The organism is Acidovorax sp. GW823-FHT01C06 (assembly GCF_058798375.1).
Map to the genome: position 1 here is coordinate 1 of NZ_JBXAKN010000011.1, position 12,821 is coordinate 12,821.

Annotated in this window: 9 protein-coding genes; 6 read left to right on the forward strand and 3 right to left on the reverse strand. The window is 68.5% G+C overall.

All coding sequences use genetic code 11. From position 1 onward, the window contains the following. The first annotated feature begins 161 nt into the window (after positions 1-161). The 5 genes from AC1RCS_RS20200 (at position 162) to AC1RCS_RS20220 (ending at position 9,074) form a co-directional block, all read left to right on the forward strand. The gene (locus AC1RCS_RS20200) at positions 162-2,678 is read left to right on the forward strand and encodes a putative bifunctional diguanylate cyclase/phosphodiesterase (protein ID WP_218293652.1); all 2,517 of its coding nucleotides are present in this window, start codon (positions 162-164) and stop codon (positions 2,676-2,678) included. 75 nt (positions 2,679-2,753) lie between these two features. Further along, on the forward strand, positions 2,754-3,968 hold the full coding sequence (locus AC1RCS_RS20205; RefSeq protein ID WP_218293653.1) for an FAD-dependent monooxygenase: 1,215 nt from the start codon (positions 2,754-2,756) through the stop codon (positions 3,966-3,968). A 236-nt stretch (positions 3,969-4,204) separates the two neighbouring features. Then, positions 4,205-6,127 carry a PrkA family serine protein kinase gene (locus tag AC1RCS_RS20210; RefSeq protein ID WP_218293654.1) on the forward strand — a complete coding sequence of 641 codons (1,923 nt, stop codon included), beginning with the start codon at positions 4,205-4,207 and terminating at the stop codon, positions 6,125-6,127. A 56-nt stretch (positions 6,128-6,183) separates the two neighbouring features. Continuing rightward, the gene (locus tag AC1RCS_RS20215; protein WP_492245830.1) at positions 6,184-7,449 is read left to right on the forward strand and encodes a YeaH/YhbH family protein; all 1,266 of its coding nucleotides are present in this window, start codon (positions 6,184-6,186) and stop codon (positions 7,447-7,449) included. Further along, entirely contained in the window at positions 7,446-9,074 is a 1,629-nt protein-coding gene (locus AC1RCS_RS20220) for a SpoVR family protein (RefSeq protein WP_218293656.1), read from the forward strand. The genes AC1RCS_RS20215 and AC1RCS_RS20220 overlap by 4 nt, the downstream gene beginning before the upstream one ends. Positions 9,075-9,232: 158 nt before the next feature. On the opposite strand, the gene AC1RCS_RS20225 is transcribed toward AC1RCS_RS20220, so the two are convergent. After that, entirely contained in the window at positions 9,233-9,595 is a 363-nt protein-coding gene (locus AC1RCS_RS20225; protein WP_218341873.1) for a MerR family transcriptional regulator, read from the reverse strand. Beyond that, a complete protein-coding gene (locus AC1RCS_RS20230) occupies positions 9,582-10,442 on the reverse strand; it encodes an ornithine carbamoyltransferase (protein WP_492245829.1) in 861 nt (286 codons plus the stop codon). Before AC1RCS_RS20230 ends, AC1RCS_RS20225 begins: the two co-directional genes overlap by 14 nt. A gap of 86 nt (positions 10,443-10,528) precedes the next feature. Here AC1RCS_RS20230 and AC1RCS_RS20235 point away from each other — a divergent pair, with 86 nt between their 5' ends. Next, positions 10,529-11,020: a hypothetical protein gene (locus AC1RCS_RS20235; RefSeq protein WP_492245828.1), complete on the forward strand. Its 492-nt coding sequence runs from the start codon at positions 10,529-10,531 to the stop codon at positions 11,018-11,020. Here AC1RCS_RS20235 and AC1RCS_RS20240 read toward each other — a convergent pair. Beyond that, complete coding sequence (locus AC1RCS_RS20240; RefSeq protein WP_218294418.1) at positions 10,986-12,179, reverse strand: MFS transporter; 1,194 nt, start codon at positions 12,177-12,179, stop codon at positions 10,986-10,988. The two genes, AC1RCS_RS20235 and AC1RCS_RS20240, sit on opposite strands and share 35 nt — an antisense overlap. Positions 12,180-12,821 lie beyond the last annotated feature (642 nt).

The following is a 12,821-nucleotide window of genomic DNA, read 5'->3' on the forward strand; positions in this document are numbered from 1 at the left end:
GTGGAGACGACGGGGCAGCTGTCGTTCCTGCGGCTGCATGGCTGCGAGGGGTTCCAGGGGTTTCTTTTCGGGCGGCCGGTGCCCATCGACGTATTTGTGCGCGAGCACCAGCTGGGCCTGTTCGCGCAGCCCGTGGTGGCCGTGGCCGAGGGGCGCAAGCCATGACCGCCGGGCCAGGCATCCTCTGGGTGGACAGCGACACGCAGCATGCCGCGGTGGCGCGGCGCCTGATCGCCGCGCACCACCCGGGCTGGCGCGTGGTCAACAGCCCCACGCCGGACACCGCGCGGGCGCCGCTGGCCTCGCAGGCCTGGGATGCCGTGGTGCTGTGCCTCAAGCCCTCGGTGCAGGATCTGCCCGGCGTGCTGGAGCTGTGCGCCGGGCGCCCCGTGCTCATGTGCATCGACGCCCACCAGGAGGCCCTGGCCGCGCGCGCGTTCCGCTGCGGACTGGGCGACTACATGGTGCGCGACGCCGATGGCGTGGCCCACCTGGGCGAGCTGCTGCACCGGCTGGCCGCGCTGCTGCACAGGACCCAGGGGCAGAGCCAGCCCGTGCGCATGGTGGACGCCCGCATCTGGCAGGATGCGCTGACCCTGCTGCAGGAGCAGCGCGCCACGCTGCAGGTCACGCTTGCCAGCATGAGCCAGGGCATCTTCAAGACCGCGCCGGATGGGAGCATCACCGTCTACAACCAGCGCGTGCTCGAGCTGCTGGACCTGCCCGAATCCCTGATGGCCACGCGGCCCACCCTGGCCGACCTGACCCGCATCCAGGCCGAGCGGGGCGACTTTGGCGAAGGCCATCGCCTCGTGGACCGGCGCGGGCATGCCTACGTGGCGGGGGGCGCGGTCGCCGCCGCCCCGTCGGTCTACTGGCGCACCACGCGCGATGGCCGTACCTTCGAGGTGCGCACCACCGAGCTGCCCGACGGCGGCCTGGTGCGCACCTTCGCCGATGTGAGCGACTACGTGCGCGTGGAGAACGAGCTGCGCGAGAGCGAGGCCCGCTTTCGCTCGCTGAGCGACCTGTCGTCCGACTGGTACTGGGAGCACGACGCCGAAGGCCGCTTCGTGCAGCTGGCGGGCGATCTGAGCGTCAATGGCATCCCCCTGTCCAACGTGATGGGCCGCACCCGCTGGGAGATCGGCGCGCTCAACATGACCGAGGCCGACTGGGCGGCGCACCGCGCGGTGCTGCAGGCCCGGCAGCCGTTTCGCGACCTGGAGCTGCAGCGCCACCGGCCCGATGGCAGCATGCACTGGATCTCGGTCAGCGGGGTGCCCGTGTTCGATGCCCAGGGCGCGCTGTGGGGCTACCGGGGCGTGGGCCGCGACATCACCGAGCGCAAGGAGGTCGAAAGCCAGATCGAGCGCCTGGCGTTCTACGACATGCTCACCGGCCTGCCCAACCGCCGCATGCTGGTGGACCGCCTGCAGCGCGCGATGGCGGTGGTCGCCCGGTCGGGTGCGCAGGGCGCGCTGCTGTTCATCGATCTGGACAACTTCAAGGACCTCAACGACACCCTGGGCCATGACACGGGCGACCAGCTGCTGCTGCAGGTGGCCCAGCGCCTGAAGGGCTGCGTGCGCGAGGCCGACACCGTGTCGCGCTTTGGCGGCGATGAGTTCGTGGTGCTGGTGGAAGGCCTGAGCGCCGACGGCCCCCATGCCAGCGCCGAGGCCGCCCTGGTGGCCAGCCACATCGCCACCACGCTGGGCAAGCCCTACGCGCTGGGCGAGACCAGCCACCACAGCACGCCCAGCATCGGCATCGCGCTGTTTGGTCAGCAGACCTGCAGCGTGGACGAACTGCTCAAGCACGCCGACCTGGCCATGTACCAGGCCAAGGCCGCGGGGCGCAACACCCAGCGCTTCTTCGACCCCGACATGCAGGCCGCCGTCAGCAACCGCTCGGCGCTGGAAGCCGACCTGCGCCGGGGCCTGCAGGAAAAAGAACTGGTGCTGTATTTCCAGCCCGTGGTGGACGGCAAGGGCCGCCTGCAGGGCGCGGAGGCCCTGGTGCGCTGGAAGCACCCGCGGCGCGGTCTCGTATCACCGGCCGAGTTCATTCCGCTGGCCGAACAGACGGGGCTGATCCTGCCGCTCGGGCACTGGGTGCTCGAAGCCGCCTGCGCGCAGCTCGTGGCCTGGTCGCGCAGCTCGCTCACGCGCCAGTTCTTTCTGTCGGTGAACGTGAGCGTGCGGCAGTTCCGCCAGCCCGATTTCGTCGAGCAGATGCTGGGGATCCTGCACAAGAGCGGCGCCAACCCCGAGCGCCTGAAGCTGGAACTGACCGAAAGCCTGCTGCTGGCGGATGTGGAGGACGTGATCTCGCGCATGGAATACCTGCGGCGCTACGGCGTGGGGTTCTCGCTCGATGACTTCGGCACGGGTTACTCGTCGCTGAGCTACCTCAAGCGCCTGCCGCTGGACCAGCTCAAGATCGACCAGGGCTTCGTGCGCGACCTGCAGACCGACCCCAACGACGCGGCCATCGTGCGCACCATCCTGGCCCTGGCGCACAGCCTGGACCTGGCCGTGGTGGCAGAGGGCGTGGAGACCACGGGGCAGCTGGAGTTCCTGCAGCGCCACGGCTGCCAGGCTTTCCAGGGCTATCTGTTTGGCCGCCCCATGCCGGCGGAGGTGCTGGAGCGCGCCCTGCGGCCCGCGCTGTGACGGCGCGCTGCCTTCCTCGCGCGGGCCCTGCGCCATGACAAGCCGCGGCGGGCGTCCGCACGGCACAATCGGTGCATGAAGAAGCAGGTACTGGTCGCCGGTGGCGGCATTGGGGGGCTGGCAGCGGCGCTGGGCGCATCGCGGGCGGGCTGGGACGTGCGGCTGTACGAGCGCGCCGCAGCCTTCAGCGAGGTGGGCGCGGGGGTGCAGATCGGGCCCAACGTGGTGCGCCGCCTGCAGGCCTGGGGACTGCAGCAGCCGCTGCAGGCCGTGGCGGCGTTTCCGAGCCGGCTGCAGGTGCGCAATGCCGTCAGCGGCCGCGAACTGGCCGTGCTGCCGCTGGGCCCGACAGCGGTGCAGCGCTACGGCGCCGCCTACGCCACCATCCACCGCGCCGACCTGCACGGCCTGCTGCTGGCGGCGCTGACCAAATACACCGACACGCAGCTGCACCTCGCGCACGCGATCGAGGGCTTTGCCGACGGCGATGGCGTCGTCACCGTGCGCACGAGCCGGGGCAAGGAGGTGGAAGGCGATGCGCTCATCGGCGCCGACGGCCTGTGGAGCCGCACCCGCACGCAGCTGCTGGGCGCGGTGGCGCCGCGCGTGACGGGGCACCTGGCCTACCGCGCCCTGGTGCCGCAGCACGCACTGCCCGGCGCGCTGCGCACCGCGCAGGTCACGGCCTGGCTGGGCCCGCGCCTGCATGCGGTGCAGTACCCCGTGCGCCGGGGCGAACTGCAGAACATCGTCGTCATCGTGCAGGGCCCCGCGCCGCAAGACCTGGAGAACTGGGACCATGCCGCCAACGCCACGGGGCTGGAACACGCCCTGCAGGGCACCTGCACCGCGCTGCAGGACGTGGTGCGCAGCGTGAGCGACCAGGGCGGCGCGGGCGGCTGGCGCCTGTGGCCGCTGTGCGACCGGCCGCCGGTGCGTGGCGCGGGCGACATGGCGCAGGGCCTGGTCGCCCTGCTGGGCGATGCCGCCCACCCCATGCGCCCTTACCTGGCCCAGGGCGCGGGCATGGCCATCGAGGACGCGGCGGAGCTGCAGCGCGCGCTGGCCATGCACGACCTGGAGGTGCCGCTGCGCCTGACCCGGTATGCCCTCAACCGCTGGCAGCGCAATGCGCGCGTGCAGGCCCGCTCCACGCGCAACGGGCGCATCTTCCACGCCATGGGCCCCGTGCGCTGGGGGCGGGATCTCTCATTGCGCCTGCTGGGCGAACGGCTGCTGGACGTGCCCTGGCTGTACCGGGGCGATGGCTCCATTGCCAGTTCGCTGTGATGCCCTTGCGCGATAGCTGGCCGCGCTGGACGGCGGGGCCCTCGCACCAATGAACTTTGCGCGGCATGCCTGCTCTATCCATGGGCGGGCATGGATGTAAAAAGCACCGCATGCGCACACAAACACCCTGTTCAAGGGCGGACCATGGTGCTACAAAGAGATGAGCCAGTAGCGATTCCCACTGCAACACCGTGGCACTTCCCGGGCCCGCCAGGGGTGCCGCCACAGGAGGTCGTATGGATGCCATCAGCAGTTTCGCCGCGCGCTACGCCCGCAGCCGCGAAGAGGAAATGTCGATCGACGAGTACCTCGCCGAGTGCAAGCGCGATCCCATGGCCTATGCCACGGCGGCCCAGCGCATGCTGGCCGCCATCGGCGAGCCCGAGATGGTGGACACGCGCAACGACCCGCGCCTGTCGCGCATCTTCGCCAACAAGGTGATCAAGCGCTACCCCACGTTCGCCGAGTTCTACGGCATGGAGGATGCCATCGAGCAGGTGGTGAGCTTCTTTCGCCATGCCGCGCAGGGGCTGGAGGAGCGCAAGCAGATCCTCTACCTGCTGGGGCCGGTGGGCGGGGGCAAGAGTTCCATCGCCGAGCGGCTCAAGTACCTGATGCAGAAGGTGCCGTTCTATGCGATCAAGGGCTCGCCGGTGAACGAGTCGCCGCTCGGGCTGTTCGACGCGATGGAGGACGGCCCGGTGCTGGAGGAGCAGTTCGGCATTCACCGGCGCTACCTGCAGCGCGTGCTGTCGCCCTGGGCGGTCAAGCGGCTCGACGAGTTCGGCGGCGACATCCGCCAGTTCCGCGTGGTCAAGCGCTACCCCAGCATCCTCAAGCAGGTGGGCATTGCCAAGACCGAGCCGGGCGACGAGAACAACCAGGACATCTCCAGCCTGGTGGGCAAGGTGGACATCCGCAAGCTCGAGACCTTTGCCCAGGACGACACCGACGCCTACAGCTACAGCGGCGGCCTGTGCCTGGCCAACCAGGGGCTGCTGGAATTCGTGGAGATGTTCAAGGCGCCCATCAAGGTGCTGCACCCGCTGCTCACCGCCACGCAGGAGGGCAACTACAAGGGCACGGAGGGCTTCGGCGCGATCCCGTTCGACGGCGTGGTGCTGGCCCACAGCAACGAGAGCGAGTGGAAGGCCTTTCGCAACAACAAGAACAACGAGGCCTTCCTGGACCGCATCTACATCGTCAAGGTGCCGTACTGCCTGCGCGTGAGCGAGGAGATACGGATCTACGAGAAGCTGATCCGCGAATCGTCACTGGGCAACGCCGTGTGCGCGCCGGGCACGCTCAAGATGATGTCGCAGTTCGCCATCTTGACGCGCCTGAAGGAGCCCGAGAACTCCAGCATCTTCAGCAAGATGCAGGTGTATGACGGCGAGAGCCTGAAGGACACCGACCCGCGCGCCAAGAGCTACCAGGAGTACCGCGACTACGCCGGCGTGGACGAGGGCATGACCGGCATCTCCACGCGCTTCGCGTTCAAGATCCTGTCCAAGGTGTTCAACTTCGACAGCGCCGAGCTGGCGGCCAACCCGGTGCACCTCATGTATGTGCTGGAGCAGCAGATCGAGCGCGAGCAGTTCCCCTCCGAGCTGGAAACCAAGTACACCAGCTACATCAAGGAGTTCCTGTCACCGCGCTATGCCGAGTTCATCGGCAAGGAGATACAGACGGCCTACCTGGAGAGCTACAGCGAGTACGGGCAGAACATCTTCGACCGCTACGTCACCTACGCCGACTACTGGATCCAGGACAACGAGTACCGCGACACCGACACCGGCGAGGTGTTCGACCGCAGTGCGCTCAACGCCGAACTCGAGAAGATCGAGAAGCCCGCGGGCATTGCCAACCCCAAGGATTTCCGCAACGAGATCGTCAACTTCGTGCTGCGCGCGCGCGCCAACAACCAGGGCAACAACCCGAGCTGGACCAGCTACGAGAAACTGCGCCTGGTGATCGAGAAGAAGATGTTCTCCAACACCGAGGAGCTGCTGCCCGTCATCAGCTTCAACGCGAAGGCCAGTGCCGAGGAGGCGCGCAAGCACGAGGATTTTGTCACCCGCATGGTGGACAAGGGCTACACCCCCAAGCAGGTGCGTTTGTTGTGCGAGTGGTACCTGCGCGTCCGAAAAAGCAGTTGATCGGGGTTGCCAGCGCGTCCCGCCGGGGCGCCTGTCCATGCATGGGAGCTAAGCAGATGGCATTGCAAATCATCGACCGCAGGCTCGCAGGCAAGAACAAATCGGTCGGGAACCGCGAGCGCTTTGTCCGCCGCTTCAAGGAGCAGATCGCGGACAGCGTGCGCCGCGCTGTGTCCAGGCGCAGCATCCGCGACATCGAGCAGGCCGAGAGCGTCACCATCCCGCGCAAGGACATTGGCGAGCCCGTGTTCCACCATGGCCAGGGTGGCATCCACGACGTGGTGCACCCCGGCAATGCGGAGCATGTGCGCGGCGACCGCATCGCGCGGCCCAAGGGGGGCACCGGCAGCGGCTCGCAGGCCAGCGACAGCGGGGAGGGAGAGGACGACTTCACCTTCACGCTGACCAAGGAAGAGTTCATGCAGCTCTTCTTCGAAGACCTCGCGCTGCCGCGCCTGCTGCGCACGCACATCGGCGAGAACCCGAAATGGAAGTCGCGCCGCGCCGGCTACAGCCAGGACGGCATTCCCAACAACCTGGCGGTGCTGCGCACCATGCGCGGGGCGCTGGGGCGGCGCATCGCGCTGGGCAAGGCGCCACACCGCGAGCTTGTGGCGCTGCAGGCGCAGCTCGACGCGCTGCTGGCGCAGGATGACGGCACCAGCGAGGCGGTGGCCGAGTTGCAGCGCCGCATCGACACGCTCCGGCAGCGCATCGACCGGATTCCGTACCTCGACCCCATCGACCTGCGTTTTCGGGCCAGGGTGCAGGTGCCGGTGCCCAACAGCCAGGCGGTGATGTTCTGCCTGATGGACGTCTCGGGCTCCATGGACGAGGCCCGCAAGGACCTGGCCAAGCGCTTCTTCATCCTGCTGTACCTGTTCCTCACGCGGCACTACGAGACGATCGACATCGTCTTCATCCGCCACCACACCCAGGCCACCGAGGTGAGCGAGGAGCAGTTCTTCCACTCCACCGAGAGTGGTGGCACGGTGGTCAGCAGCGCGCTGGTGCTGCTCGACCAGATCATCCGCGCGCGCTACCCCGCTGGGGACTGGAACATCTACGCCGCCCAGGTCAGCGATGGCGACAACTTCACCAACGACAGCGGCAATTGCCGCAGCCTGCTGGTGGAGCGGATCCTCCCGCTGGTGCGCTACTTTGCCTATGTGCAGGTGGCCCAGGAAGAGCAGAACCTGTGGGACGAATACAGCCAGCTGCTGGCGCTCCATCCCCATTTCGCCATGCGCAAGGTCTCCGAGCCGGGCGACATCTATCCCGTGTTCCGCGACCTCTTCAAGAGCGAGGGGGTGCAGGTATGAACATGACCCAATACCCGGTGCTGGAGCGCCGCATCCGCGACAACCCCTGGAAGACGGCCCTCGTTGGCGAGCGCCGCCACCGCACCGTGCCCGAGCAGCTCCTGCCCGCCGGGGCGCGGCCCGCCCAGCCGCTGCCCGACCCGGGCGACTGGACGTTCGAGCTGATCGAGCGCTACCACGGCGCGATCGCCGCCACCGCCGAGCGCTTCGGCCTGGACACCTATCCCAACCAGCTGGAGGTCATCACCGCCGAGCAGATGATGGACGCCTACTCCAGCGTGGGCATGCCGGTGAACTACCGCCACTGGAGCTACGGCAAGGAGTTCCTGGCCACCGAGCGGCGCTACCGGCGCGGCCACATGGGGCTGGCGTACGAGATCGTCATCAACGCCAACCCCTGCATCAGCTACCTGATGGAGGAGAACACCACCGCCATGCAGGCGCTGGTGATCGCGCATGCGGCCTACGGGCACAACAGCTTCTTCAAGGGCAACTACCTGTTTCGCATGTGGACGGACGCCTCCTCCATCATCGACTACCTGGTGTATGCCAAGGACTACGTGGCCCAGTGCGAGGAGCGCTACGGCTTCGACGAGGTGGAGCGGCTTCTGGATTCGTGCCACGCGCTGGCCAACTTTGGCGTGGACCGCTACCGCCGTCCCTCCAAGAAGAACCTGGCACGCGAGCGCCTGGAGCGCGAGCAGCGCGAGGCCTACGCGCAGCAGCAGGTCAACGAGCTGTGGCGCACCCTGCCCACGCGGCCCGGCAAGGACGGCGCGGCGCAGGAGCACAACCGCTTTCCGAAGGAGCCGCAGGAGAACATCCTGTACTTCATCGAGAAGAACGCGCCGCTGCTGGAGCCCTGGCAGCGCGAGATCGTGCGCATCGTGCGCAAGATCGCGCAGTATTTCTACCCCCAGCGGCAGAGCCAGGTCATGAACGAGGGCTGGGCCACTTTCTGGCACTACACCCTGCTCACCACCCTGTACGACGAGGGCTACCTGAGCGACGGGGTGATGATCGAATGGCTGGGCTCGCACACCAACGTGATCTTCCAGCCCCCCGTGGGGCACCGCGCCTACAGCGGCATCAACCCCTACGCGCTGGGTTTTTCCATGTACCGCGACATCCAGCGCATCTGCCAGAACCCCACGGCCGAAGACCGGCGCTGGTTCCCCGACATCGCGGGCTCCCCGTGGCTGCCCACGCTCGACCATGCCATGCGCAACTTCAAGGACGAGAGCTTCATCGGCCAGTACCTGAGCCCGCACCTGATGCGCGAGATGCGGTTGTTCGCCCTGCACGACGATGCCAACGAGCGCGAGCTGGTGGTCAGCGAGATCCATGACGAGAACGGCTACCGCGGCCTGCGCCAGATGCTCTCGCAGCAATACGACCTGGGCACGCGCGAGCCCAACATCCAGGTGTGGAACGTGAACCTGCGCGGTGACCGCAGCCTGACCCTGCGCCATACCCAGTACCAGGGCCGCCCGCTGGGCGACGACACGCAGGAGGTGCTCAGGCACGTGGCGCGCCTGTGGGGTTTTGGCGTGCAGATCGAGAGCGTGGACGCCTACGGCAACCACCCGGTGCTGCTGCACACGGTGCCTGGGTCCATTGCGTGAGCGCGTTCCAGCCGCCGCTGCGGTGGCTGGAACGGCCCTGCCGTGCCGGTGGCGCCACTGCAATCACTGCCTTGTTGCTATCAATTCAATAGCTTGTAACGCTTTATGGATAAGCGCAAGAGCCTCTTTTTGCTGAAAGTTCTGAAGCGGAGCGGGCCTCAGCCAGCCTGCGCCGCGCGCAGCGGGCAGTCGGTGGCCACGCGTTCGGCCAGCGTCTGGCGCAACGCCTGCAGCGCGGCGATGCGCGTGTCGATCTCCTGCAGTTTGGTGGCCAGCACCTGCGCCAGCGCGGGCGCGGGGTCGGGCGTGTCCCAGATGCCGGGCAGCCGGTCGCCAATCTCCGCCAGCGTGAAGCCCAGCTGCTGCGCCATGCGGATGTACTGCACCAGCATCACCGCTTCGGGTGGGTAGTCGCGGTAGCCGTTGGCCAGCCTGCGCGAGCGGATCAGCCCTTGCTGCTCATAAAAGCGCAGCGCCTCGCGGCTCAGTCCCGAGGCGGCGGCGAGCTCACCGATCCGCATGGGCGTCCCCGGTGCCGGCCCTTTTTTCCGATGCCAGCACCCAGCGCAGGATGGCAGCCTGTACCGGCAGCAGCAGTTCCTTTTGTGCGTAGCCCACGAAGCCGGGGTAGGCCAGCGGGTCCACCGCCAGCTCGCGGCCCAGGGTGAAAGGCGGCGTGGGCAGCAGGGCGGGGTGGCCCATCGCGGCCAGATGCTCTTCGGTCAACGGCGCCAGGTCGGCCTGCGTGGTGGCGCCGGCCTCGGCGCTGGCGGGCCAGCTGTCGGTGACCACCACATCCACCGCGTCCGGCAGCGCGGACGGTTCCACGAATTGCACGTTCGGCAGCGCCTCGTGAAAGCGCCGGTCGCACACCTGCACCAGCCCGAACCCCATCACCCGTGCCAGTTCGTGCCATGAGCGGAACACGTTGGTGCTGGGCCCCCACAGGCACACGCGTGCTTCCCGCAGCGGCTTGATCCGGCTGTCGACGTAGTACGCGTCGGTCAGCACCTCGCAGGGGTGGCCCTGGGCCGACATCGCATTGATCACGGGCCGGCGCGACGCCGCCGCGAAGGCCGAGAGCCGGGGGTGGTCGGACTCGCGCACCACGTACAGCGCGTAGAACGGGTCCAGGTAGCCGGCCAGGTCCTCGGGCCGCTCCCCGGTCTTGAGCAGATGGGGAAGCTCGGTGAACGCCAGGCCCAGCTGCCGGAACGCCTGGATGAACGTGGTGCGCGTGCGGATGCCGTTGCCCTCGAACGACCACGCCACGGTGCCCGCCAACGCGGGGCCCGGCGCGCCGCCCGCGAGCGCCCAGATCTGGCGTATGTTGGCAGGCTGCAGGTCGGCCAGCTGAAGAAGGTCCATGCGGATGCCCCAAAAAAGTGCTTGACCCTGAAGCGTACTTCAGGCCTGAAGCTAGGGGCCTCTTTCACTTCGATGACCGCACCGCCATGGCCACTTTCGCTGCCACGTTCCCAGCCTTTTCCGAATCCCGCTACCTGCGCGTCGTGCGTGCCAGCGGCTGGTACGACCTGCTCGTGACCTGGCCGTTCGCGCTGCCCTGGACCTTTGCCTGGCTCTACGCGCAGCTGGGGCTTGTCGCCCAGGCGCTGGCCCTGCCAGGCACGCTGCACCCGCTTGATACCACCCACATGCTGCTGGCCAACCTCCTGGGGTCGGTGGTGGTCGTGTGGTCGGCGGCGCGCATCGCGGCGCCTTCGCTGCTGCTGGGGCGGCTCGATGGCGTGGCCCGTTTCCTGTTCGCGGCATGGCAGATCTATGCCGTGGCCCATGGGGCCAGCGCCATCGTGCTGGGCTTCACTGCGTTCGAGCTGCTGTTCGGCGTGCTCCAGTGGTGGCGCGTGGAGGGCGCGGGCCTGGCGGCCTGCCCGCCCGGCCGCGGCCGCGTCAATGCGCGGGAGCCGGTGCGGGCAGCAACCTGAAGGCGAGCACGCCCGCGGCCAGCATGCCGGCGATGGTGAGCATCACGGCCACGTACGGGTCCGCGCCCCGCGCGGCCGCCTGCGAGGCGGCCAGGCCCGTCACCCACTGCATCAGCGCCACGCCCAGGAACAGCGCCATGGTGAACACCGCCATGGCACGCCCCGTCATGGCCGCCGGGTAGGACGAGCGCACGTCCGCGTACTGCAGCACCATGTAGCCCGACAGCAGGCCCACGGCGATGGAGCCGCCCACGTCCAGCCACTCGGCGTGCAGGAAGCCGATGGCGGCGAACAGCCCGGCGAGCAGCACGGTAAAGCCCGCCAGCCAGCGCCTGCGCCGCGCGGGGCCCGGGTCCAGCCGGCCGAAATAGGCCGGGGTGAACAGCGACACCAGCGACGACAGCATGGCCACGTTGCCGCTGGCCACAAGCGAATAGCCGTGCCGCTCGATCAACAGCGGCCCCAGCCACAGCCCGCGCAGCGTGAGGAACGACGCATACGTCATCAGCGCCAGCAGCATGATCCCGGCCGTGTGCGGCAGCAGGAACAGGGCGCCGAAGCCGCGCACCGCATCACCCACCGACTCGCGCGGCTGCGGGGCCTGCGCGGCGTGAACGGGGTGGGTGGGTTCATGCACTCTCCAGAAGATCAGCAGCCAGGCCAGCGCGGCCAGGCCCGCCAGCACGGCGAAGCCCATGCGCCAGGACGACTGCTGCACCAGCCAGGCCAGCGGCGTGCCCGTGAACAGCATGCCCAGCCCGCCCACGCCCATGGCCACGCCCGACACCATCGCGAAGCGGCTGGCGGGGAAGTAGCGCGCGATGAACACCGTGCAGACCAGAAACGCGGGCGCGCAGCCCACGCCGATGAGCACCTGGCCCAGCAACACGCCGCCGTAGCTCGGGGCCAGCGCCGAGAGCAGCGAGCCCGCGATGGCGAGCGGAAACGCCACCAGCAGCGTGCGCCGCACGCCGTACAGGTCGATGCCGATGCCCATGAAGAGCTGCATGGTGCCGAAGGCGAAGGCAAACGCCCCCGCGAAGACCCCCAATGCCTCGGCCGAGAGGCCGAACTCCGCGCGCAGCCCGGTGGCCATGATGGCGGTGATGGTGCGAAACGCCTGGCTCAGCGCGAAGCCGGAGACCAGCGCGAGCAGCATGGCCCAGGCGGCGCGGGGCGCCAGAAGCGGGGAGGGCGTGGGGGAAGGGGGCGCCTGCACGGTGATGGATCTCCTGTAGTGCGCGGCGCCCCGGACTGCGGTTCAACCAGGCAAAGGGCGCGCTGCCCACCGAGGGTAACTGCACGGCGGCGCCCTGGCTGTCGCTGGCGGACAAGCCGGGCGGCTGCGAGGGCGCCGCGCGAAGGGGCGCCTAGGGTATGTCCCGACCCCCTGCCGGCGGCCAGCGCGGCGTGTCGGCCACCCCGCATCTTTGGCGAAATGTGCTCTCAATCGGGTGCTGCGCAGCGCATTGCGCCGCTGCATGGCTTCAATGGCACCCCGCGAAGGGGCTTTGGGGTCCGTCACGAGGGCGCCACAGGGGCGGGACAGACTTTAGAGGAGGCTCTCGATGTGGGGATCACCCCAATGACGGGCCAGGGGGCCTGAGGCACTCTTGTGGGCATGCCTTGCGCCGGTGTGGGTCATGGTTCTGAAGTCGCTGGTTTCGGTCTCTCGCAAGCAGGATGGCGCAGGCAGTGGGTGGTAGTGGCAAGGTTCGTGCTTATGGGGCCAGGGGGCCTCGAGCCGTTGGACGTTGGAAGTTGTCGGGTGGGCTGCAAGGTGCACCGCGACGTCAGGAGT

What these genes read in the sequence shown, in the direction of transcription:
- AC1RCS_RS20200 (WP_218293652.1), top strand. Translation starts at nt 162, where the DNA reads ATGACCGCCGGGCCAGGCATCCTCTGGGTGGACAGCGACACGCAGCAT.
- AC1RCS_RS20205 (WP_218293653.1), top strand. Translation starts at nt 2,754, where the DNA reads ATGAAGAAGCAGGTACTGGTCGCCGGTGGCGGCATTGGGGGGCTGGCA.
- AC1RCS_RS20210 (WP_218293654.1), top strand. Translation starts at nt 4,205, where the DNA reads ATGGATGCCATCAGCAGTTTCGCCGCGCGCTACGCCCGCAGCCGCGAA.
- AC1RCS_RS20215 (WP_492245830.1), top strand. Translation starts at nt 6,184, where the DNA reads ATGGCATTGCAAATCATCGACCGCAGGCTCGCAGGCAAGAACAAATCG.
- AC1RCS_RS20220 (WP_218293656.1), top strand. Translation starts at nt 7,446, where the DNA reads ATGAACATGACCCAATACCCGGTGCTGGAGCGCCGCATCCGCGACAAC.
- AC1RCS_RS20225 (WP_218341873.1), bottom strand. Translation starts at nt 9,595, where the DNA reads ATGCGGATCGGTGAGCTCGCCGCCGCCTCGGGACTGAGCCGCGAGGCG.
- AC1RCS_RS20230 (WP_492245829.1), bottom strand. Translation starts at nt 10,442, where the DNA reads ATGGACCTTCTTCAGCTGGCCGACCTGCAGCCTGCCAACATACGCCAG.
- AC1RCS_RS20235 (WP_492245828.1), top strand. Translation starts at nt 10,529, where the DNA reads ATGGCCACTTTCGCTGCCACGTTCCCAGCCTTTTCCGAATCCCGCTAC.
- AC1RCS_RS20240 (WP_218294418.1), bottom strand. Translation starts at nt 12,179, where the DNA reads ATGCTGCTCGCGCTGGTCTCCGGCTTCGCGCTGAGCCAGGCGTTTCGC.